The sequence below is a fragment of the Pseudomonas arcuscaelestis genome, assembly GCF_016881005.1.
GTDB classification, from domain to species: Bacteria; Pseudomonadota; Gammaproteobacteria; order Pseudomonadales; family Pseudomonadaceae; genus Aquipseudomonas; species Aquipseudomonas arcuscaelestis.
Window position 1 is genome coordinate 101,167 of sequence record NZ_JACOPV010000016.1, and the last position, 21,522, is coordinate 122,688.

General features: G+C 59.7%; 22 protein-coding genes. 7 read left to right on the plus strand and 15 right to left on the minus strand.

All coding sequences use genetic code 11. The features are described from left to right. Nucleotides 1-12 precede the first annotated feature (12 nt). The 5 genes from pcaQ (at nucleotide 13) to H8F21_RS23220 (ending at nucleotide 3,437) form a co-directional block, all read left to right on the plus strand. The gene (gene pcaQ / locus H8F21_RS23200; RefSeq protein ID WP_203479610.1) at nucleotides 13-945 is read left to right on the plus strand and encodes a pca operon transcription factor PcaQ; all 933 of its coding nucleotides are present in this window, start codon (nucleotides 13-15) and stop codon (nucleotides 943-945) included. A 227-nt stretch (nucleotides 946-1,172) separates the two neighbouring features. Further along, nucleotides 1,173-1,907, plus strand: a complete 735-nt coding sequence (locus H8F21_RS23205) for an FKBP-type peptidyl-prolyl cis-trans isomerase (protein WP_136475019.1) — start codon at nucleotides 1,173-1,175, stop codon at nucleotides 1,905-1,907. 281 nt (nucleotides 1,908-2,188) lie between these two features. Further along, nucleotides 2,189-2,629 (plus strand): YkvA family protein, encoded by a 441-nt coding sequence (locus H8F21_RS23210; RefSeq protein WP_136475020.1) that lies wholly within the window; start codon nucleotides 2,189-2,191, stop codon nucleotides 2,627-2,629. Between the two features lie 98 nt (nucleotides 2,630-2,727). After that, nucleotides 2,728-3,066: a helix-turn-helix domain-containing protein gene (locus H8F21_RS23215; protein WP_136475021.1), complete on the plus strand. Its 339-nt coding sequence runs from the start codon at nucleotides 2,728-2,730 to the stop codon at nucleotides 3,064-3,066. Further along, nucleotides 3,048-3,437, plus strand: coding sequence for a hypothetical protein (locus tag H8F21_RS23220; protein WP_203479608.1), 390 nt, complete (start codon nucleotides 3,048-3,050; stop codon nucleotides 3,435-3,437). The genes H8F21_RS23215 and H8F21_RS23220 overlap by 19 nt, the downstream gene beginning before the upstream one ends. A 19-nt stretch (nucleotides 3,438-3,456) precedes the next feature. Here the strand turns inward: H8F21_RS23220 and H8F21_RS23225 are convergent, their stop codons facing one another. Both H8F21_RS23225 and H8F21_RS23230 read right to left on the minus strand, forming a co-directional pair. After that, nucleotides 3,457-5,184 (minus strand): bifunctional diguanylate cyclase/phosphodiesterase, encoded by a 1,728-nt coding sequence (locus H8F21_RS23225; protein WP_203585415.1) that lies wholly within the window; start codon nucleotides 5,182-5,184, stop codon nucleotides 3,457-3,459. A 124-nt stretch (nucleotides 5,185-5,308) separates the two neighbouring features. Beyond that, nucleotides 5,309-7,396, minus strand: coding sequence for a carboxy terminal-processing peptidase (locus tag H8F21_RS23230; RefSeq protein WP_203479696.1), 2,088 nt, complete (start codon nucleotides 7,394-7,396; stop codon nucleotides 5,309-5,311). A gap of 140 nt (nucleotides 7,397-7,536) precedes the next feature. Between H8F21_RS23230 and H8F21_RS23235 the strand changes: the two genes are divergently transcribed. Further along, nucleotides 7,537-8,499, plus strand: coding sequence for an NAD(P)H-quinone oxidoreductase (locus tag H8F21_RS23235; protein ID WP_203585416.1), 963 nt, complete (start codon nucleotides 7,537-7,539; stop codon nucleotides 8,497-8,499). Nucleotides 8,500-8,574: 75 nt separating this feature from the next. On the opposite strand, the gene H8F21_RS23240 is transcribed toward H8F21_RS23235, so the two are convergent. From H8F21_RS23240 to H8F21_RS23265, 6 genes are all read right to left on the minus strand, one after another. Further along, nucleotides 8,575-9,228 carry an HAD family hydrolase gene (locus H8F21_RS23240; RefSeq protein WP_203479605.1) on the minus strand — a complete coding sequence of 218 codons (654 nt, stop codon included), beginning with the start codon at nucleotides 9,226-9,228 and terminating at the stop codon, nucleotides 8,575-8,577. Nucleotides 9,229-9,253: 25 nt separating this feature from the next. Next, nucleotides 9,254-10,243, minus strand: coding sequence for an ABC transporter ATP-binding protein (locus H8F21_RS23245; protein ID WP_203585417.1), 990 nt, complete (start codon nucleotides 10,241-10,243; stop codon nucleotides 9,254-9,256). A 1-nt stretch (nucleotide 10,244) separates the two neighbouring features. After that, a complete protein-coding gene (locus H8F21_RS23250) occupies nucleotides 10,245-11,042 on the minus strand; it encodes an ABC transporter permease (RefSeq protein WP_203479603.1) in 798 nt (265 codons plus the stop codon). Beyond that, nucleotides 11,029-11,862 carry an ABC transporter permease gene (locus H8F21_RS23255; protein WP_203543071.1) on the minus strand — a complete coding sequence of 278 codons (834 nt, stop codon included), beginning with the start codon at nucleotides 11,860-11,862 and terminating at the stop codon, nucleotides 11,029-11,031. Before H8F21_RS23255 ends, H8F21_RS23250 begins: the two co-directional genes overlap by 14 nt. Nucleotides 11,863-11,867: 5 nt before the next feature. Further along, complete coding sequence (locus H8F21_RS23260; protein WP_203585418.1) at nucleotides 11,868-12,674, minus strand: alkaline phosphatase family protein; 807 nt, start codon at nucleotides 12,672-12,674, stop codon at nucleotides 11,868-11,870. A 91-nt stretch (nucleotides 12,675-12,765) separates the two neighbouring features. Next, nucleotides 12,766-13,830: an ABC transporter substrate-binding protein gene (locus H8F21_RS23265; RefSeq protein ID WP_203585419.1), complete on the minus strand. Its 1,065-nt coding sequence runs from the start codon at nucleotides 13,828-13,830 to the stop codon at nucleotides 12,766-12,768. Between the two features lie 292 nt (nucleotides 13,831-14,122). On the opposite strand from H8F21_RS23265, the gene phnR reads away from it, so the two are divergent. Further along, nucleotides 14,123-14,836, plus strand: a complete 714-nt coding sequence (gene phnR, locus H8F21_RS23270) for a phosphonate utilization transcriptional regulator PhnR (protein ID WP_203479600.1) — start codon at nucleotides 14,123-14,125, stop codon at nucleotides 14,834-14,836. Here phnR and H8F21_RS23275 read toward each other — a convergent pair. From H8F21_RS23275 to minC, 7 genes are all read right to left on the minus strand, one after another. Then, on the minus strand, nucleotides 14,833-16,989 hold the full coding sequence (locus H8F21_RS23275; RefSeq protein WP_203479599.1) for a mechanosensitive ion channel family protein: 2,157 nt from the start codon (nucleotides 16,987-16,989) through the stop codon (nucleotides 14,833-14,835). The genes phnR and H8F21_RS23275 overlap by 4 nt on opposite strands. Before the next feature lie 48 nt (nucleotides 16,990-17,037). Next, a complete protein-coding gene (locus H8F21_RS23280; RefSeq protein WP_168198441.1) occupies nucleotides 17,038-17,202 on the minus strand; it encodes a hypothetical protein in 165 nt (54 codons plus the stop codon). 151 nt (nucleotides 17,203-17,353) lie between these two features. Continuing rightward, complete coding sequence (locus H8F21_RS23285) at nucleotides 17,354-18,643, minus strand: M18 family aminopeptidase (RefSeq protein WP_203479598.1); 1,290 nt, start codon at nucleotides 18,641-18,643, stop codon at nucleotides 17,354-17,356. A 124-nt stretch (nucleotides 18,644-18,767) separates the two neighbouring features. Next, a complete protein-coding gene (locus H8F21_RS23290; RefSeq protein ID WP_203479597.1) occupies nucleotides 18,768-19,403 on the minus strand; it encodes an RluA family pseudouridine synthase in 636 nt (211 codons plus the stop codon). Nucleotides 19,404-19,561: 158 nt separating this feature from the next. Next, nucleotides 19,562-19,816 carry a cell division topological specificity factor MinE gene (gene minE / locus H8F21_RS23295; RefSeq protein ID WP_007898843.1) on the minus strand — a complete coding sequence of 85 codons (255 nt, stop codon included), beginning with the start codon at nucleotides 19,814-19,816 and terminating at the stop codon, nucleotides 19,562-19,564. Nucleotides 19,817-19,819: 3 nt separating this feature from the next. Beyond that, entirely contained in the window at nucleotides 19,820-20,632 is an 813-nt protein-coding gene (gene minD / locus H8F21_RS23300) for a septum site-determining protein MinD (protein WP_136475035.1), read from the minus strand. 99 nt (nucleotides 20,633-20,731) lie between these two features. After that, on the minus strand, nucleotides 20,732-21,493 hold the full coding sequence (minC, locus tag H8F21_RS23305) for a septum site-determining protein MinC (protein ID WP_408004466.1): 762 nt from the start codon (nucleotides 21,491-21,493) through the stop codon (nucleotides 20,732-20,734). Nucleotides 21,494-21,522: the final 29 nt, after the last annotated feature.

Below are 21,522 nucleotides of genomic sequence, written 5' to 3' on the forward strand. Positions count from 1 at the left end.
TAAACTCCGAGGATGAACCTCGACACCCGAATCAAATTCCGCCACCTGTTGTGCTTTCTCGAAATCGCTCGCCAGGGCAGTTTCGCCAAGGCTGCCGATGCCATGGCAATCAGTCAGCCGGCGATTTCCAAAACCCTCAAGGAGTTGGAAGCGCTTTTGCAGACCCGCCTGTTCGAGCGCAGCAAGCAGGGCGTCGAATTGACCCCTGCCGGGGTGCGCTTCATGCGCTACGCAGGGCCGAGCGTGCAGGCCCTGCGCGAAGGCGTGAGTAGCTTGCGTGGTGAAGAACACGCGCCACCACAGGTCAAGGTCGGTGTACTGTCGACGGTGGAAAGCCTGCTGATGCCGGAGGTGCTGTGCCGCCTGCATCAACGTCACCAGGCCCTGGTAGTCAGTGTCGCCACCGGGCCCAGCGCGCACCTGCTGGCGCAACTGCATGTCGGCGAACTTGACCTGGTGATCGGGCGCATGACCGACAGCCCGCAGATCCAAGGCCTGTCGTTCGAACATCTGTACAGCGAGTCGATGTCGCTGGTGGTGCGTCCGGCTCATCCGTTGCTTGCGCGCCAGCCCGTCGAGCGCAGCCAACTGGGGCGTTACCCATTGGTGCTACCGCTGGCCGGCACCACTATTCGCAAGCATGCCGACAGCTTGTTTATCCAGTGCGCCATCGAGCAGCCGGCCCAGCGCCTGGAAACCCTTTCGCCCGCCTTGAGCCGGCGTTACGTGCAAAGCAGTGACGCGGTGTGGGTCGCACCCAGGGATGCGGTGCGCATCGACCTGGGGCGCGGTGAGTTATGCGAGCTGGACCTTGGCGTACAAGAGCCGGGCGGCTCGGTAGGCATCTGTAGCAATGCCGCTTTGCCGTTGAGCTTGCCCACGCGCTGGCTGTGCGAAGTGCTGCGCGAAGTGGCAGGGCAGTACCGCGATGGCAGCTACCCGTGAAATCCTGGCAATCTTACAAACAGCTACAAAACCTGCTGGAAGAAGTTGCCCAAGTGCGTGGCCCCGTCAATACTGGCCACTGGCTGCAGCTTTGTATGAAGATGGATTTACTTGGCTGAACTTATCCGGCTTTTCTTGCTCTCATGCCGGTAGCCATTGGTCGTGGCCGCCTGATAAGCTCGCGGCTTTACTCGAATGCCCTATTGGCGCATGAACAAGGAAATAGCATGAAACAGCATCGGTTGGCGGCTGCGGTTGCCCTGGTTAGTCTGGTCCTGGCGGGTTGCGATTCGCAGACCAGCGTCGAGCTCAAGACTCCGGCACAGAAAGCCTCCTACGGTATTGGCCTGAACATGGGCAAAAGCCTGGCTCAGGAAGGCATGGACGACCTTGATTCTAAAGCTGTCGCTCAAGGCATCGAAGATGCTGTCGGCAAGAAAGAACAGAAAATCAAGGACGAAGAACTGGTCGAAGCCTTTGCTGCCTTGCAGAAGCGCGCTGAAGAGCGCCTGGTCAAGATGAGCGAAGAATCGGCTGCCGCTGGCAAGAAGTTCCTTGATGAAAACGGCAAGAAAGCCGGTGTCGTCACCACTGCTTCGGGCCTGCAGTACGAAGTGGTCAAGAAGGCCGACGGCGCTCAGCCCAAGCCTACCGACGTAGTCACTGTTCACTACGAAGGCAAGCTGATCGACGGCAAGGTATTCGACAGCTCGGTCGAGCGCGGCAGCCCGATCGACCTGCCAGTAAGCGGCGTGATCCCGGGTTGGGTCGAAGGCCTGCAACTGATGCACGTTGGTGAGAAGTACAAGCTGTTCATTCCGTCGGACCTGGCTTACGGCGCACAAAGCCCAAGCCCGATGATCCCGGCCAATTCGGTTCTGGTATTCGAACTGGAACTGCTGGGCATCAAGGACCAGGCCAAGCCTGACGCCGAGGCGCCAGCTGATCCTGCAGCCGAGTAAATTCGCTTGCAGTACCGACAACGCCCCGTCTCTACGGGGCGTTGTTGTTTGTGTAATCGATACGAACGCTGTAGGGCTCAGACGGTCTGAAAAGCTGCACCCCATGTGTAAAAGGTGCAGGATTGGCAAAACGTTTGCGCAATTGAAACAGGTGTGTAAAAAACGCCCGATTTAAGCCCGGCCCTTGCCGGGCGGGCGCCCTGAGCTCCAAAAGTGGCTCTGTTCACAAGGTTATCCACAATAATTGTGGATAACATTTCCCCGGTGGGGATGGAGGACGTATGAAAGCTCCGTGGAATTTCGCCCGCTTTCTGCCCTTGGCCGAGCGATTGCTCAGCCGTGGCCGTCTGCCAGCGTTGATTTTCGCCGTGGCGCGCAAAGGCCCACGGCTGGGCAAGCTGCGCGAAGACGTGCGCTTGATGCAGGCGCTGTGCCTGGCCTGGTGGCGCGGTGAATACCGCTCGATCAGCACCAAGGCGCTGGTTACTGTGGTCGCCGGGTTGCTGTACTTCGTAAGCCCGCTGGATGCCATTCCCGACTGGTTGCTGGGGGTTGGCATGCTGGATGACATCGCCGTCCTGGCCTGGGTAATGAAGGCTGTGTCCGATGAGCTGGCGGCCTTCAGCGCCTGGCGCAAGCGTCAGGCGCCGGAAAAACTGCGGGTGGTCGAACGCCTGCCCGATACCCCCGAAGCGCTACGACTGGAGCAGACCAAAGGCTAATTTCATCAGTACGCTGCACACCCTTGTGGGCTGGTAATATAATTGGCATAAGGATTATGCCTACAAATTACATCTCGTAATCCTACAAGGGGGTTGCAATGGGTATTCAGGTCATCAGCCGGGACGGTCAACCCGAATATGCGGTTGTACCTTGGGAGCAGTACCAGGCACTGCTCAAGGCAGCAGGCCAATTGGAGTCGACGGTTGTTGAAGATGCGCATGCTACCTCTCAAGAAACCAGCAGCTTGCCGTGTTTCAGCGAGCTGGGGCGTTTGCGCGAGGGCAAGGGGCTGGCTGCCGAGCAACTGGCTCGCAGCGTTGGTATCAGCCCGGTGTACCTGGCTTTGATCGAGAGTGGCGAGCGCCACCCTGATGCCGCGATTCGTCGTAGTCTGGCGTGGGAGCTAGGTGTCCCTGGATGGAGCGAGCCGACGTGAGCGGCGTACGGATCAGCCGCCAGCATTGGGATGGTCTGCTCGACGAGCTGGATCTGGCTCGCCGCCAACGCCACCTGCTGACCTATCGTGCGTTACTCGAACGCCTGCAACTGCCCAGCCCCGCCATGCAGACCCTGACCGCAGCGCTGGAACATCTGGCGGCACTCGACGCCCGTGCCGAACAGCCCCTGCGCAGCTCGCTGGTGATAAGCCAGGGCGCCAGCCGCTTGCCACGTACCGGCTTTTTCGAGTGTGTGGAGCGCCTCGGGCGCTTTGCCGGACCATCGGACGGCATGGCCGCTGCCTCCTGGCATGCCTCGGAAGTGGTGCGGGTGTTCGAATACAGCTATCCGGAAAAAGAAGAAGCCTGATCCCTACCCACGGTATCGATCAGGTACAGGCTGTGCCCGCATAGGCCTGGTGCTTGGCCTGTGATGCCAGTTCGGCAAGCTGCCCGGCATCGAGGTCGGCGCATGCCTCCGGGCGCAGGTGCACCACGCCGATAGACAATGACAACAGCGCGAACTCCTGACGCTGCCCTTGGCGATTGGGGGCGATGAAACACCCCGCTTGCATATGTTCGGGGCGGTAGAAGCGTCGGCACTGGCGCTGGAAGTCTTCGAGCAGCAGTTGCAACCTGCGCTCCCAGTCGGCAGAACCCAGAACCAGCATGAAATCGTCACCGCCGATGTGACCGACGAAGTCGTGGTTTGGATCTACCCGTTCATTCAGGCATTGGGCCAGGCACAGCAAGACCTCGTCGCCACGGGCATAACCGTAGATGTCATTGAACGGCTTGAAACTGTCGATATCCACATAGCAGATGGTTGCCTCGCGCTGCTGTTGCAGCAGGCGAGTCAGGCACTGCTGGATTGGAACGTTGCCCGGCAACAGGGTCAGGGGATTGGCATAACGCGCCTGCTGGATTTTTTGCTCGGTGATCAATTTGAGTACATCGATTACCCGGCCCAGGCCCAGGTAGCGGCCGTTGTGAATAATGATGAAGTCTTCTTCAATGCGCTGACGCGCTCGACTGGTGAGCAAACGGCTGACCTGTTGCAGCGACTGGGTCAATTCCACGGCCAGAAAATCGTCGCTCATCAGCCTGCTGATCGGCTTGCGGGCGAACAGGTCGGTGGCAAAAGGTTTGAGTAGAACATCGGACAACGAATGACGGTGGACGATACCGCAGGGTTGACGGTGTTCATTGAGTACCGCCAGCGAATTGAGGTTGGCCTGACGCCGAAACAGTTCCAGCACTTGCGCAGTGGAGGTGCCTTGCGGCACCGCAGGCTGCTCGTTGAGCAGGGCCGCCAGGTTGCCGCCGTCTTCGCTGAGGGTCTGCATTTGCCGCTCAGGGCAGCCAAGCATGTGCTGGATATCTCGCGATGGCTGTTCCTGCGGACGGCCGAGCAGGTAGCCTTGAACAAGGTCGACGCCCATTTCAGTCAATACCTTGAGCTCTTCGGCAAGCTCGATACCTTCGGCGATCACTTGCGCTCGCGATGCTCGGGCGATTTGTAGGATGGAGCCGACGAACTCGCGTTTGACCGCATCCAGGTGAATGCCATCGATAAAGTGACGATCGATCTTGACGTAGTCCGGACGGAGTTCCGACCACAAACGCAGGCTTGAATAGCCGGCGCCGAGGTCATCCAGGGCAATCGAAAAACCCATGTCACGATAGTGGTGCAGGGCATTGAACAGCAGTTGGAAGTCGTCGGTAGGCGTTTGCTCGGTGAGCTCGATGACCACCCGGCTTGGCGATAAACCCAGCTCGTGCAGCATTTTCAAGGTGCGCCCGGACTGATACTGAGGCTCCAGCAAGGACTCAGGCGACACGTTGAGGAACAGCTTGCCATCCAGTTGCTGCTGACTGAAGTGTCTGCATGCGCTTTCCCGGCAGGCCACTTCCAGCTCGGTCAAACGACCGGCCTGGCGAGCGACGCCAAACAGGTTGATCGGTGAATGCAGGGGGCTGTTGGAGGGGCCACGGCTCAAGGCTTCGTAGCCGAGGATACGCCGCTCGGACAGGCAGACAATGGGCTGGAACAGGCTGTGCAAGCCGCCTTGAGCAAGAATGGTGCTCAACGCGCTGAGCTGTTCGGTCACGGTCATTGGCGGTACTACCTTGAAAAAAAGGGACTGAGGCCAGTGGCGCTCAGTCCCTTATTTCACGACAGAATCGTGACTGTTTGATGACGCAATAGAGGCACAGTCACATTATTTTGCCATCACCGTATTACGGGTTGTTTTTCGCCACTGCCGAGTTCAAACCCAGGTAGTCGAGCAAGATACGTCCCGACTCCGCGAGGTAGGCGTCGTCTTCCGGTTTGGTATCGTCCGGCTCCGCTGGCAGCGCGTCTTCGTCTTCCTTCTTCAGTTCCTTGAGCGGCTCTTCGCCCTTGGCCTTGCGTCGGGTGTTTTCCAGCGCTAGTTGCTTGCTTTCGATATCGGCATGCTGGGCACGGCGTTCAGCTTCGTTGAGGCTGACGGTTTTCTCGTTCATCAGCTTTTGCGTCAACGCCAGGCGGTCGCGGATATAGACAAACTCCGGGTCCTTGGCGGTGCGGCTGTCGTGGCGTGCCTTGAGCTGGGCCAGGAACGGCTTGAACGGGTCGACCGCAGGTTTGATCGCAGGGCGAATGGTGTCCCACGGCATCGCTTCGGGCAGGGCGCTTTCGCCAATTTCCTTGGTGTCGATGATCGACGGGTAGTCGATGTCTGGCAGTACACCCTGATGCTGGGTGCTTTGCCCGGAAACCCGGTAGAACTTGGCCAGTGTCAGTTTCAGCTCGCCGTGGTTGAGCGGCTGGATAGTCTGCACCGTGCCTTTACCGAAGGTTTGGCCACCCAGAATCAACGCACGATGGTAGTCCTGCATGGCACCGGCGAAAATCTCCGACGCCGAGGCGGACAAGCGGTTGACCACCAACGCCAGCGGACCTTTGTAGAAGGCACCCGGGTTTTCATCTTCAAGCACATCGACGCGGCCATCGGCGTTGCGTACCAGTACCGTCGGGCCTTTGTCGATGAACAGGCTGGTCAGCTCGGTCGCTTCCTGCAGAGAGCCACCGCCGTTGTTGCGCAGGTCGATGACCACGCCGTCGACTTTTTCCTTCTGCAATTCGGTGAGCAGTTTTTTCACGTCACGCGTGGTGCTCTTGTACTCAGGATCGCCCGCCCGGAAGGCCTTGAAGTCCAGGTAGAAGGCCGGAATCTCGATGATGCCGAGCTTGTAGTCGCGCCCATCCTGCTTGAGCTTGAGCACCGATTTTTTTGCTGCCTGCTCTTCAAGTTTCACCGCTTCACGGGTGATCGGCACGATTTTGGTGGTCTGGTCGTTCGGGGCGTTGCTGGCTGGAATCACTTCCAGGCGTACCACTGAACCTTTCGGGCCACGAATCAGCTTGACCACTTCATCCAGGCGCCAGCCGATCACGTCGACCATTTCCTTGTTGCCCTGGGCTACGCCGATGATCTTGTCGGCCGGAGCGACCTGCTTGGTCTTGGCGGCAGGGCCGGCAGGCACCAGGCGCACGATCTTGACCTGATCGTTGTCGCTTTGCAGCACGGCTCCGATACCTTCGAGCGACAGGCTCATGTTGATATCGAAGTTTTCCGCGCTGTCGGGCGACAGGTAGTTGGTGTGCGGGTCGTAGGACTGCGCAAAGGTGTTGATGTAGGTCTGGAAGATGTCTTCGGCGCGGGTCTGGTCCAGGCGCGAGAGTTGGTTCTTGTAGCGTTTGGTCAGCAGCTCCTGAATTGCCTTTGGCTCTTTGCCGGCAATCTTCAGGCGCAAGACTTCATCTTTGACCCGTTTGCGCCACAGGTCGTCGAGTTCTGCCTGGCTTTTGATCCACGGGGCGTCCTTGCGATCGACCAGCAGCGTTTCCTTGGTGCTGAAGTCGAAGTTATCGACACCCTTGTTCAGCTCGGCCAGGGCGAAGTCCAGGCGCGACTTGACGCGGTCCAGGTAGCGCTTGTAGATGGTGAAGCCAGGGTCCAGGTTGCCGCTTTTGAGGAAGTCGTCGAACTGCGTCTTCCACTTGTCGAACTCGGCGATGTCGCTGGCCAGGAAGTAGCTACGCGCAGGGTCGAGCAGCTTGATGTAGCTGTCATAGATGATGACTGAGCGCGCATCATTGAGCGGCGGCTTGCTGTAGTGGTGGCGCTTGAGCAGCTCGACCACGTTGAGACTGGCGACGATTTCGTCGCGATCAGGCTGGAGTTTATCCCAGCTGTTGGCAGCCAATGCATTGCCTGTAAACGGCAAACTGCCCAGTCCGATCAACAGTGCGAGGGTGGTGCTTGGTAAAAAATGCTTCATGCTGATTCGACGCAGGGACAATTGATCACGCATATTAGGCCGTCTTTGAATTCGCCGGTTCCATAAGAACCGGACGCATAATGCAAAAAGCCCGGGGCTACAGCACCCAGGCTCAGTCATGACTCAACTATGGAGGCACTGTGAAGGCATTGCAAGGCGTTGACGGACATGTGGAGTGGGTTGCGACGACAAGTCCAGCTTGCGATATCGGTCAAGTACGAATTCGTGTGGCTGCTGCTGGCCTCAATCGTGCCGATCTGCTGCAACGTGCAGGGCTTTATCCACCACCCCCTGGGGCGAGCGAGTTTCTTGGCCTGGAATGCTCGGGGGTGATCACTGAAGTGGGCGCAGGTTCGTCCTGGCAGGTCGGTGACCGCGTCTGTGCGCTGCTGGCGGGCGGCGGCATGGCTGAAGAAGTGGTAGTGGATGCCCGTCATGTGCTGCCGGTGCCGGAAGGTTTGAGCCTGCACGAAGCTGCGGCGATTCCCGAGGTGTACGCCACTGCCTGGCTCAATCTGTTCCAACTGGCTGGGCTCAAGCCGGGTGAGAAGGTATTGCTGCATGCCGGCGCCAGTGGCGTCGGCTCGGCCGCTATTCAACTGTGCAAGGCCTTCGGCAGCCCGTGCTGGGTAAGCGTCGGCTCGGCCGAGCGCCTGGCCTACTGCGAAGAACTGGGGGCCAGCGCCGGGGTGGTGCGCGGTGATGACCTTAACAGCTTGAATGATTTCGGCCCGTTCGATGTGATTCTTGACCCGGTCGGGGCCAACTACGCCGAGTTGAACCTCAAACTGCTGGCCCGGGATGGACGCTGGGTAATCATTGGTTTGATGGGCGGGCGCAAGGCTGAGTTGGATATGGCGCAACTGCTGGTCAAGCGTGTGCAAGTGACCGGATCGACGCTGCGCACGCGCGACGATCAGTTCAAGGCGGAACTGCTGCGCGATCTGGGCCAGCAAGTGTGGCCACTGTTCACTGAAGGGCGGCTCAAGCCACAACTGGCCAAGGCCTTCCCGATCAAGGACGCCGAAGCCGCGTTTGCCGAGCTTGCCAGCAATCAGGTGTCGGGCAAGCTGGTGCTGGTGATCGACGAGAGCCTGGCTTAAGTCAGATCGCGGGGCAAGCCCACTGCCACAGTGTTTGCGCTCAGTGGCAGCGGACTTGCCCCGCGATGAACTCAATCACGTCCAGGCATGAATCGGCCAATTGTTGGTCTCGGCATGCTCGCGCAGCACCGGGTCCGGGTTGACCACATGCGGGTAGTCGACCTTCACCAGCAGTGGCAGGTCATTGCGCGAGTCCGAGTAGAAACTTGCGCCTTCAAGGTTTTCCTCTTCCTGATCCAGCCATTCCAGCAGACGGGTGATCTTGCCTTCACGGTAGGTCAGCACACCGGTAGTTTTGCCGGTATACACCCCGTTTTGCACTTGCAGGTTGATCCCCAGGTATTCATCAATGCCCAGGCGCGCGGCAATCGGCCCGACCAAATGGGTGCCCGAGGCCGAGATCACCAGGATGCGGTCGCCCGCCTTGCGATGTTCGGCAACGGTTCGGGTGGCGTCGCTGAAGATAATCGGCTCGATAAAGTCTTCAACCCACGGTCCCACCAGATGATCGACTTCTTCCGGGGTACGCCCGATCAACGGCTCGAGGCTGAACGCCATATAGTCTTCCATGGCCAGGTGCCCCTTGCCGTAGGCGTCCATAAGCTCCTTGTCGCGGCGCAGAAAGGATTCGCCATCGACCCAGCCGAGGCGGGCCATCTGTTCGCTCCACAACGAGGCGCAGTCGCCGTGGATCAAGGTTTCATCCAGATCGAAAATCGCTAGTGCCATGTTCAGAAAAACTCCTGTGCAACCCTCACGCGACTTCGCGCAGGGCGGTGGGATCGATCAACAAGGATACCCGCTGGCCGTCGGGGTGCAGATCGGCGGACGAGCGGTTGAGCACATCGACCATCAATTCTACCCCGCGTGCCTCGACGCGGTAGCGGATCACGTTGCCAAGCAGGCTGTGACCGCGCACCTGGCCTTCCAGCTCACCGCTGAGGCTAAGAGCGATAGCTTCCGGGCGGATCGCCAGGCGACTGTCCACAGGGCGTTGCAGCAAGCGGCTGGCGCTCTGCGCGTCCAATAGGTTGTAGTTACCGATAAAGCCTGCCGCGAACACATCCACGGGCGCGGTGTAGAGGGTTTCGGCATCGCCGCTCTGAACGATACGCCCCTGATTCATCAGGAAGATGCGGTCTGAAAGAATCAGCGCTTCTTCCTGGTCATGGGTGACGAAGATCGTCGTCAGGCCCAGGTCGCGCTGGATCTGGCGTATCTGCTCGCGCAAATGCTTGCGAATCCGCGCATCCAATGCTGACAGGGGCTCGTCGAGCAACAGCAGGCGCGGGCGAGTGACCAGTGAGCGGGCGAGGGCGACGCGTTGGCACTGGCCACCGGATAACTGATGTGGATAGCGGCTGGCGAAGTCCTGCAGCTCTACCAGTTGCAACACCTCACGCACCCGCGTGCGGGTTTCATCGGCATTGACCTTCTGCATGCGCAGGCCAAAGGCGACGTTCCGTTCCACGGTCATATTGGGAAACAGGGCATAGCTCTGGAACACCATGCCGATGCCACGTTTTTGCGGGCTCACCGGGACCAAATCATTGCCATCGAGGAGAATTTTGCCGCTATCGACCGCGGTCAGTCCGGCAATGCAGCGCAACAGGGTGGATTTACCACAGCCGGAGGGGCCAAGCAGGGTGACAAATTCACCGCGTTGGATCTGGCAGTTGATGTCGTTGAACACCGGGTTGCCGCCATAGCTTTTTTGCAGATTCTGTACGCTGACAAAGCTCATATCAGGACTTGTCCTTGTTCAGGTGGTTGGCGACCCAGGTCAGCACCAGCACGAAGAGGAAATAGGAAATCACCAGGGCACTGTTGAAGTGACCACTGCTGTTACGCATGTTGTTCAGGTACACCTGCAGGGTTTCGTAGCGGGTGCCCACCAACAAATTGGCAAATACGAACTCGCCAAACAGGAACGAGAACGACAGCAGCAAGGCCACCAGCAGACCCTTGCGCAAATTTGGCAGTACCACCAGAAACGCAGCCTGGAACGTGCTCGCGCCCAGCAGTTGGGCGGCGTCCATCAAGTCGCGCAGGTTGATGGCCTGCAGGTTGTTGGTAATGGCCCGGTACATGAACGGCAAGGCCACGGTGAAATAACAGCCGATCAGAATCCACGGCGTACCGACCATGGCCATGGGCCCCGAACCATATAGCTGCAGCAAACCCACGGAAGACACGACCGGCGGCACGGCAAACGGCAGCAGGATGAGGATGTTCATCAGCGCATCGAGGCGCGGAAAGTGGTAGTGCACCACAAACAGCAGCGGCAGGATCAACAGCACCGACAACAACAGCGCTCCTACGCACACCAGCAACGATTGGCCGAAGGCCGCGAGAAAGCGCGGGTCGCTCCACAGCGCCAGGTACCACTTGAACGTAAGACCACTGGGCAACAGACTCGCCGACCAACTGGTAGCCAGCGAGTAGAGAAGGGTGCCGGCCAGCGGAAGCAGGAGAATGATGAACAGCAGGTAGACCATCAGGCGATGGTAGAGCGGGTGGGTGCCTGGTTCAGCGCGCGACATGGTAGCTCCTCTTCAGCAGCCATTGATGAACAACGGTCACCAATGTCATCAACCCAACCAGGATCATCGCCAGGGCGCTGGCCAGGTTCGGATCCAGTGAGATGTCGCCGGCCACCAGGGCGGCGATGCGGATCGGCAATACGTTGAAGTTGCCGGTGGTCAAGGCGTAGACCGTGGCATAGGCACCCAGGGCATTAGCCAGCAGGATCACAAAGGTGCCGAGCAGCGCGGGTGTCAGCACCGGCAGGCCGATATGCCGCCAGTATTGCCAGGAACTGGCCCCGAGCAGTTCCGCCGACTCTCGCCAGTCTTCGCGCAACGCATCAAAGGCGGGGTAAAGCAGCAACACACCCAACGGGATCTGGAAGTAGGTGTAGAGAATGATCAGCCCGGTTTTGGAATAGAGGTTGAAGTCCTCGATAATGCCAGCCTGTTTCAGCAGCAGGGTCAGCGCGCCGTTGAAACCCAGCAAAATGATGAAGGCAAAGGCCAGCGGCACGCCGGAAAAGTTACTGGTCATATTGGCGAATGCGTTAACAAAATCGCGCAGGCGCGAATCGACCTTGCGCAAGGAATAGCTACCGAGAACGGCAATGACAATACCGAATACGCTCGACCAGAAGCTGATTTCCAGGCTGTGCTGGATGGCCTGGCGGTAGAAGCGCGAATCGAAGATCTTGCTGAAATTGGCCAGGCCCCAGCCACTCTCCGCCTGCAGACTGTGGATCGCAACCCAGGCCAAGGGGGCGATCTGGAAGATGATGAAGAACAGCGCAAAAGGCAGCAGGAAAAGCATTGCCAGCCATCGGCCGCGTTTGATCGAATTCACTTGAGCAGCTCCCGGCACACAGGCTTGTCATGCGTGACACCCAGCAACTCGCAGATGGTGCCGCACAATTCGGTCTGTAACGGCTTGGCCGCCGGATCGAGGCTGAACGCTTCGCCAAACACGAACAGCGGAACCTCGCGTTCTTCGGCCAGCAGGCCGTTGTGCGAGCGGTCGTTGTTCATGCCGTGGTCGGCAGTCACCAGCACCTGATAACCCTCCTGCAGCCATGTGTGCAGGTAGTCGGCCAGAAGAATGTCGGCACTGCGCGCGCTGTTGCGATACTGGCTGCTGTCCAGGCCGTGGCGGTGGCCGGCGTCATCGATGTTCATCGGATGGGCGAGGAGAAAGTTGGGCGCGTGGCGGCGGCGCAGGTACTCGGCATCGGCGAACAGGTGCGAGTCCGGGTAATGATCGGCGTAGTAGAACAGCCCGTGCTGGATGGGCAACTTGGGCGAATGGGTGTGACGGTCGCGCAGCGGCTCGAACGGTGAGCGGTTGTACAGCTCGCTGACCCAGTGATACGCCGCCGCTGCGGTGCCCAGGCCAGCTTCGCGGGCATAGTGGAAGATGCTGCGTTGCTGCGACAGGCGAGTGACGTTGTTATGCACGATACCGCTGTCGATTGGCGCTACGCCGGTGAGGATGCATTCATACAGTGGCCGCGACAGGACTGGCAATTCGCATTCGACGCGATACAGGGCGGCGCGGTCAGCCTCGACATAAGCGTGCAGGTGACCCATGGCGTGGTGGGCTACCTGATAGTTCAGACCATCGAGCAGGACCAGAATGACGTTGTGTTTCATGGCTTCTCCGCGGTAGCAGGGGGCTTATCGCCGGGCAAGCCTGCTCCCCCAGGAGAAACCTGGTGGGTGCGGGCTCGCCCGGCGAATAACTTCACTCCATCTCGATAATCACTTGCTCCTGCCACATCTGTGGCAGCTTTTTGGAGGTCGCTTCCCAGGCCGCGGCGTCCTTGATTGGCTGCACAGACTTGTACTGCTCGTTCGGCAGCAGTTTGGCCTGTACCTCAGCGGGTAGCTTCAGATGCTCGGCGCGGATTGGTCGGGCGTGGCCTTGTGCCAGATTGATCTGTCCGGCATCGCTGAAGATGTACTCACGGGTCAGCTTGGCGGCGTTGGGGTGCTTGGCATATTTGTTGATGATGGTGGTATAGCCGGAAATCACCGAGCCATCAGACGGAATCAGAACCTCAAAACGTGTCGGGTCGATCTGCTGGCGATAGCTCAGGCCGTTGAAGTCCCAGACCACGCCGACTTCGATCTCACCCTTCTCCAGGGTCTGGATGGTCGGGTTGGCCAGCGACAAGCGCTTCTGCTGGGCCAGCTTGGTGAACAACTGCAAGCCTGGCTCGATGTTCTTTTCATCACCCTTGTAAGCGATGGCTGCGGCCAGTACCCCGTTGGCCGCCTGGGCCGCAGTGCCTACGTCACCGATGGCGACTTTGTATTTGCCTTTTTCCAGGTCATGCCAGGTTTTGGGCATGTCTTCGGCTTTGACCAGTTGCTTGTTGATAATGAAGGCAATGGAGCCGGTATAGGCCAGGGCCCAATGGCCATCTTTATCCTTGGCCCAATCCGGGATCTGATCCCAGGTGCTGGGCTTGTACGGCTGGGTCACACCCTTGGCCACGGCTATCGGCCCGAACGCAGCTCCGACGTCACCAATGTCTGCGCTGGCATTGTCTTTTTCCGCATCGAACTTGGCCACTTCCTGAGCCGAGCTCATGTCGGTGTCCATATGCTTGAGGCCGTACTTTTTCGCCAGGTCCTCCCAGGTGCCTTTCCAGTTGGCCCAGGCATCGGGCATGCCCACGCTATTGACGGCGCCTTCCTTGCGGGCGGCGTCCTCGAGGGCCGTGAGGTCGGTACCGGCGGCCATGGCCGTGGTAGACAGGGCGATGGTCGAACCGAGCAGTGAGGCCAGAAAAAGCTGTTTCATCCGAAGCTCCTTGATGGGTGCCGTGCAAAACGCGAAAAGTGTTGTTGGACGTTGTTGCGATTCGGTTGGTCTAGGTCAGCAATACCCGAGCCAAGGTAGGCCTGTTGCATGACAATTTAATGTCCGCAGCCACGCCTGCTCAGGGTCTGTGCCCCTGAAAATCAAGCGTAGACCACCTTGGCTGTCATCTGAGATTCATCTGTGGTGCCTAGGCTTGCACTATTCTCATAGCCCTGAAGGCGCCAATTGTGTGCGCTGCAGGTGCTGGACTAGTCCAGATAGGTAACCTTCGATGACGCCACTGCCACCCCGTGCAGTAACAGCCATCTGTCATGCCCTGCAGGAGCAGATCGAGCATGGTCTGCTGTCGCCCGGCTGCAAACTGCCGGCCGAGCGCAAGCTCAGTGAAGTGTTCGATACCACGCGCATTACCCTGCGAGAGGCACTGGTGCAGTTGGAGGCGCGCGGGTTGATTTATCGGGAGGAACGGCGCGGCTGGTTCGTCGCACCTGAACGGCTGACGTATGACCTTATCCAGCGCAGCCACTTCCATGCCATGGTCCGCGAGCAGGGCCGAGAAGCGCACACACAGTTGTTGTCGGCGCGCTTGTTGCCTGCAGCCGCGATGGTCTGCGCGCGTTTGCATCTGGCGCCGCTGTCCAGTGTTATCCAGATTTGTCGGCTACGGCGGATCGACGATCGTGCCGTGCTGTATGCCGAGCACTACCTCAACCCGGAGTATTTTCCGGGCATTCTCGATCACGACCTTAGCCAGTCGTTGACCGAACTTTACGCCCGTCATTACGGTATCGCCTATGGGCGGGTGGCGTTCGAGATCCTGCCAACGGCCTTGCCCTCGGCGGCAGCCACTGCGCTCAAGGTGTCGGTGGGTAACCCCGGGCTGCACATCACCCGAGTCAACAGCGATCAGCACGGCAGACTGATCGACTGTGACCTGGAGTATTGGCGCCACGATGCCATTCGCATCAAGGCCGAAGCGGGTTAAGCCTTACGTTCGCCATCGTTGAACGGCGTGCTGGCATCGCTGGTGATCACCTGTACGCTCAGGCGCGGCGTGGCCAGGTCCAGGCCTGCTTCGTCGAGTTGTCGCTTGAGTGCCAGGTTGAACGCCCGTGAGACTTCCCATTGCTTGATCGGCGCAGTCTTGAAGCGTGCCCGCAGAATGGCCGAGCCCGACTCGAAGCTTTCCACCCCTTGCAGCTCCAGCGGTGACCAGATATTGCGACGCATCAATGGATCGTTGCGCATCTTCTGGCCGACGTCGCGAATCAGGCTAATGGCCTGGTCGATGTTCATGCTGTGCGGGATGGCCACGCGGAAAATCGCGTAGCCGAACTCGCGCGAGTAGTTTTTGATGCTCTTGATTTCGCTGAACGGGATGGTGTGGACGATCCCGTCGATGTCGCGCAGGCGTACGGTGCGGATGGTCAGGCCCTCGACCGTACCCAGGTGACCGCCGACATCGACGTAGTCATCGATGGCCAGGGAGTCCTCGATAATGATGAACAAACCGGTAATGAGGTCGGCGACCAGCGACTGGGCACCGAAGCCGATGGCCAGACCGATGACACCGGCACCGGCCAGCAGTGGGGTGACGTTCATGCCCATGTTGGCCAGGGCTACGATCACCGCAATGATGAAAATAGCCACGAACAACACGTTGCGGATCAGCGGCATCATGGTTTGTGCGCGGGTATTGGCCAAGCCTTTGCGCGAGCGAGTCAGGGCATGGTGAACGGCGGTGTCGGCAAGAATCCAGACCAGCCAGGCGGCGATCAGGGTGCCGGCCAGACCGAGTAGCCGAACTGCCACTTCGTGGCCGTCGCCTTCAGTGAACGCGATCAGGGAGAAACCCCAGACGCGCAGCCCCAGCTCGATGAACACCAGCCAGATACTCATGTGCACCAAGGTGTAGCCGAAGTTGCGCAAGCGTTCGCTGTACACCGCCTGGCGGCGATTGGCACGTTGCGGCTTGAGGCCATGGCGGCGCACCAGGCCGTTGATGACCATGCACAGGATCAGCAGCACCGTGCACATCAGTGACTGGCGCAAGGCGGTACTGGTGTCGCCCGCAGAGATAAAGGTGGCAATCAGCGAGATCGCTACCAGTACCAGGGCCGGCAAATACCAGAAGGTGCCAAGAATTTCGATGGTGTCGCTCAAGGCGCGGCGGGTGAGACGCCGGGACAGCGGCTGGTTGCGAATCAGGTGGGCGATGGGACGCCGAAAACGCAGGATGAACAGCCCGGTGGACAGTCCGGCGAGCACATTGGCCAGGGTGGCCAGGGTATGGGCCAGATGATCGCCCAGAGTACCGGCCATGCGCGGATCGTTCATCGCCTCGCCAAAGGCGGCGAAGCTGCCGATCAGCCACAGCGGTCGGAAGGCCTGGTGACGGAGGATATGCAAGGCGCGATGGCGGTGCGGACCATCGAGCAGGGAGAAAGCGATAACACAGATGGCCGAGAAGCAGGTGCCTACCACCAAGGCGTAGGCCAGCACCATCGCCATCGACTTGCCCAGCGACGAGGGCAGAACGAAGCTCAGGTACACCGTAATGACCAAGGCCACCAGCCACGGCCCGAGCTTGCGCAAGGCAAAGCGCACAAGGTCCCAGGTACGAGGATGCTGCGGCAGCTCCTCGCTCAGGCCAAAGCGCAGGCGTACTTGGTGGCTGACCCAGTTGAGGGCGTAGGCCAGCAGGCTCCAGAGGGCAAGGATGGCGGCAAAGCCGAACAGAATCGGTGGCCATTCGTGCAGGGGCACCAGGCGCGCGTCGAATTCGATTTGTGCCAGTTCAAGTTCCCGACTCCAGCGCGTGAGCGGACTGGCATCGCCACTGAACTGTTTTTCCAGCTCGGCGAAGGTGGTGCCGATCAGGCCCAGCACGCCTTGCTCGGCATTGGGTTGGGCTTGTTTGGTGCTGTCGCGCAGCTTCTTCAAATCGGCCAGCAGCTTGGTGCGCTGCTGGTCGTTTTCCAGGGTCTTGATCACCTCATCCAGGGACTGGCCCAGCGGTTCGGTTGCCTCTGGCTGGGCCTTGCTGCCACCGAGCATGCTCGGCAGGCCGGCAGCATAGGCTGGGACTAAGGTGAATAACGCCAGGAATAAAGCTAAAACGCGGAAAAAGGCAGGCACCGGACAATCAACCTCAAAACGATCAATCGCCCGAGTGTAGTGTATTTGTCAGTTGAGTTTCTCGAGGATCTTCCAGCACATGATGCCGATCATGCCAAGGGTGCCGATCCACATCATCACCACGCCAAAATTGCGGTCGCGAAAGTTGAAGCCCACGGTCAGCATGATCAGGCCGGCCATAACGGGAAGGAATAGGGATTGAAAAGCTGACATGCGGCAAGGTCCTTGATTTCGAATTTATATTCAAGGATAGCGGGTATCGCTGTCGGAGGGGGTGACTGAGGTCAGTGGCGGGGCACGAACCCGGTTGCCCGGGCTCGTGTGGCGGCGACACGGTCGCCGCAATACGATGGTCGCTGCAAATCTACGGCAGGTCGCGGCTGCGATAGAAAGCAGTGAGTACCTTGACCAGGTGGGCCAGGTCCTGACTGCCGCAGAGTTCGCGAATCGAGTGCATGGCAAAGGTCGGCAAGCCGATATCCACCGTACGTACACCCAGGTGGCTGGCGGTGATCGGGCCGATGGTCGAGCCACACCCCATGTCACTGCGCACTACAAAGCTCTGCACCGGCACTTCTTCGGCCATGCACAAATGGCGGAAGAAACCGGCGGTCTCGCTGTTGGTCGCGTAGCGTTGGTTGTTGTTGACCTTGATGACCGGGCCGGCATTGAGCTTAGGGCCGTGGTTGCCATCATGCTTATCGGCATAGTTGGGGTGTACGCCGTGAGCGTTGTCGGCCGAGACCAGCAGCGAGCGCTGGATGACGCGCACGAAGTCGTCGCCATCGGGCATCAGGCGGCGCAGGGTCTGTTCCAGCATCGGGCCATCGGCGCCGCAGGCCGAGCTGGAACCGACTTCTTCATGGTCGTTGCACACCAGCACGCAGGTTTCTTCGCTGTCGGCGTTGAGCAAAGCCTGCAAGCCTGCGTAGCAGGACAACAGGTTGTCCAGGCGGGCGCCGGCAATGAACTCACCGTGCAGGCCGACCAGGGCTGCACTCTGGGTGTCGTAGAAGCTCAGTTCGTAGTCCAGCACCACATCGGCGTTCAGCTCATGTTCGCGGGCCAGTTGGTCGGTGAGCAGGGCGCGGAAGTCGACGCGTTCATCGCCTGCAACCTGGGCAAGGATCGGTGGCAGTTCGGTCTGCGGGTTGATCGCCCAGCCTTCGTTGGCGGTGCGATTGAGGTGGATCGCCAGGTTCGGGATGACGGCAATCGGCAGCTTGAAATCGACCAGCTGACTTTCAACCTTGCCGTCCCGTCGGAAGGTTACGCGTCCGGCCAGGGACAGGTCGCGGTCGAACCAGGGCGCGAGCAGGGCGCCACCGTAGACTTCCACGCCCAACTGCCAGAAGCCGTGGCGCTGCAGTTCGGGTTGTGGCTTGACCCGCAGGCACGGGCTGTCGGTGTGCGCACCCACCAGGCGAATACCGTCGAGCAGCGGCGAGTGACGACCGAGCTTGAAGGCGATAATCGAAGAGTCGTTGCGGGTCAGGAAATAACGACCGCCGGCTACGGTAGCCCAGCTATCGCGCTCGTCCAGGCGCTGGTAACCGGCAGCTTCAAGGCGCTGGGCCAAGGCTGCGGTGGCATGAAAAGGGGTGGGGGAGGCCTTGAGAAAGTCGATCAGGCCTTGATTCAGTGCTTCGCGCATAGGTCACTCCAGACAGCAGTGGCGCGAGTTTAACGTACTTGGCGGCGGATTTGTGGTGTGCCTGTCGTGGCGCAAGCCCGCTCCCAAACGGTCTGGAGGCGGGCTGGCGCCGCGGTGCGCTGTATTAGAACGGGGCCGGGCACTCGAAGCGCAGGCGCTCCCCGGAAACCGGGTGGGTAAAGCTGAGCATGCTCGCGTGCAGACACAGGCGCTCATGGGCAGCGAGCGCATCGGGGTAGGCGTACAGGCGGTCACCGAGCAGCGGGTGGCCAATCGAAAGCATGTGTACGCGCAACTGATGCGAACGCCCGGTGATCGGCGTCAGTTCCACGCGGCAATGATCGCCACAGCGCTCGACAATGCGCCAGAAGGTCAGGGCATGCTTGCCTTGTTCGTGGTCGACCACATGCCGTGGCTTGGTCGGCGGATCGTAGCGAAGCGGCAGATCGATACTGCCGCTGTCGAGCTCCGGCTGACCCCAGCACAGGGCGGTGTAGGCCTTCTCGGTTTCACGGTCATGAAACTGCCGGGACAGCTCGCGATGGCTATCGGCGTCGCGGGCCAGGAGGATGATGCCCGAGGTTTCCCAATCCAGACGATGGACAATCAGGGCATCGGGATAGCCGTTTTCCTGCAGGCGGGTGATCAGGCAATCCTTGTTGTCGTCGGCGCGCCCAGGCACCGACAACAGCAAGGTCGGCTTGTTTATCACCAGGATGGCGGCGTCTTCGAACAGGACTTGAACATTGGACAGCGGCATTGCGTGTTCTCTGCAAACGCCAACGGCGACGACTGACGCCTATGTGCAAGCGGGCTTGTCTCGCGATTGCGATTGTTCAGTTACATCGCTATCGCGGGGCAAGCCCGCTTCTACACAAGCACCAGCCATCGCCGTGGCAGGTTACCCGTAAGCGCCGATCAACGATCGGGCAGGGTGATGTTGAGTTCCAGGATTGAGCAGCTGCCCTGGTTTTCCAGAGCGACATGCACATCATCGGAGCCGATGTTGACGTATTTGCGGATTACTTCCACCAGTTCCTTCTGCAAGGCTGGCAAGTAGTCCGGAGTACTGCGCTGACCGCGCTCGTGCGCCACGATGATCTGTAGACGCTCTTTCGCGACCGAGGCGGTGCTTACTTTTTTGCTGGCACGAAAGAAGTCAAAAAGGTTCATTGGTTAGTTGCCTCCAAACAGGCGCTCGAAGAATCCCTTCTTCTTAACATCAAGGAACCGATGTTCCACATTTTTGCCCAACAGGCGGTCGACAGTATCGCTGTAGGCCTGGCCTGCATCGCTCTGGTCGTCGAGGATGACCGGGACACCCTGGTTGGATGCCTTGAGCACCGCCTGGGATTCCGGAATCACGCCCAACAGGGCAACCGAGAGGATTTCCTTGACGTCTTCAACGCCAAGCATTTCGCCCTGGCTCACCCGCTCTGGATGGTAGCGGGTGATCAGCAGGTGTTCTTTGATCGGATCTTCTTCGCGTTCGGCGCGGCGCGATTTGCTCGCCAGCAGGCCTAGCATGCGGTCCGAGTCACGTACGGAAGAGACTTCCGGGTTGGTCACGACGATGGCCTCGTCGGCGAAGTACATCGCCAGGTGGGCACCTTTCTCGATACCGGCCGGGGAGTCGCAGACCACGTATTCGAAGTCTTCCTTGAGCTGCATCAGGACCTTTTCAACGCCTTCCTGGGTCAGCGCATCTTTGTCACGGGTCTGGCTGGCGGCCAGGACATAGAGGTTCTCAAGGCGTTTATCCTTGATCAGCGCCTGTTGCAGGTTGGCTTCGCCATTTACCACGTTGACGAAGTCATACACCACGCGGCGCTCGCAGCCCATGATCAGGTCGAGGTTACGCAGGCCGACGTCGAAGTCGACGATGACTGTCTTGTGGCCACGCAGTGCGAGGCCGGTACCAATAGCGGCGCTGGTGGTGGTCTTACCCACACCACCCTTGCCGGATGTAACCACGAGAATCTTGGCCAAGGTGCTTCACCCCTAATGAAGAAGGACGTCGAGTCCCAAAAATACAAAAAAAACGGCAACATCGAAAAAAGTTGCGCAGAAAATGGCGGCAAGTATCCGTTAAAGACGGGTGATGTTCAACACGTCACCAGACAGGCTGATCTGCACACCGGCCCCCCATAGCGGATCGCGGCGCAAGTCCTCGGAGACCTTGTACTGTCCGGCGATCGAGACCATTTCGGCGGTCAGCTGCTGGCAGAAAATGCGCGCACGGGTATTGCCCTTGATCCCGGCCAGTGCACGGCCACGCATTGCACCGTACACATGGATGTTGCCATCGGCGAGAAGTTCCGCGCCCGGGCTGACCGACGACACTACTATCAAATCGCCACCCTGGGCGTAGATCTGCTGACCGCCACGTACCGGCGTGGTGATGATCTTGGTCGGCTTGATCGCAGGTTCCGGGGCAGGCGCGGGGGGCGGTGGTGGCGCCGGAGCAGGCTTGACCTCAGGCTCCGGTTCGACTGCGCGTTCGCGAGCGCCAGACGGCGGCAGCACCGGCAGGTCGATGGCAATCGCCGCGGCGATGTCTTCGATGCGGCTGGCACGGATGGCCAGGGTACGCAGGCCATGATGGCGGCAGACGCGCATCAGCGCCGGCAGATCGACCGCGCCTTCGCTTGCCGGGAGCTTGTCCAGGGCCAGCACCAGCGGCGTGTTGCTGAAAAAATTGGGCGCCTGGGCGACCTTGGCCGCCAACTGCCGGTTGAGGCTTTCGAGGTTGTTCCGGGCGAGCTCAAGCACAGTAATGGCGAGCATGCTGCCCTTGAGCTGGAACACGGGGTCTTGGTCTGACGTTTGGGTTTGGCTCATGGTCTGCATTGGACGGCTTGTTGCGAAAAAGTGCCCTG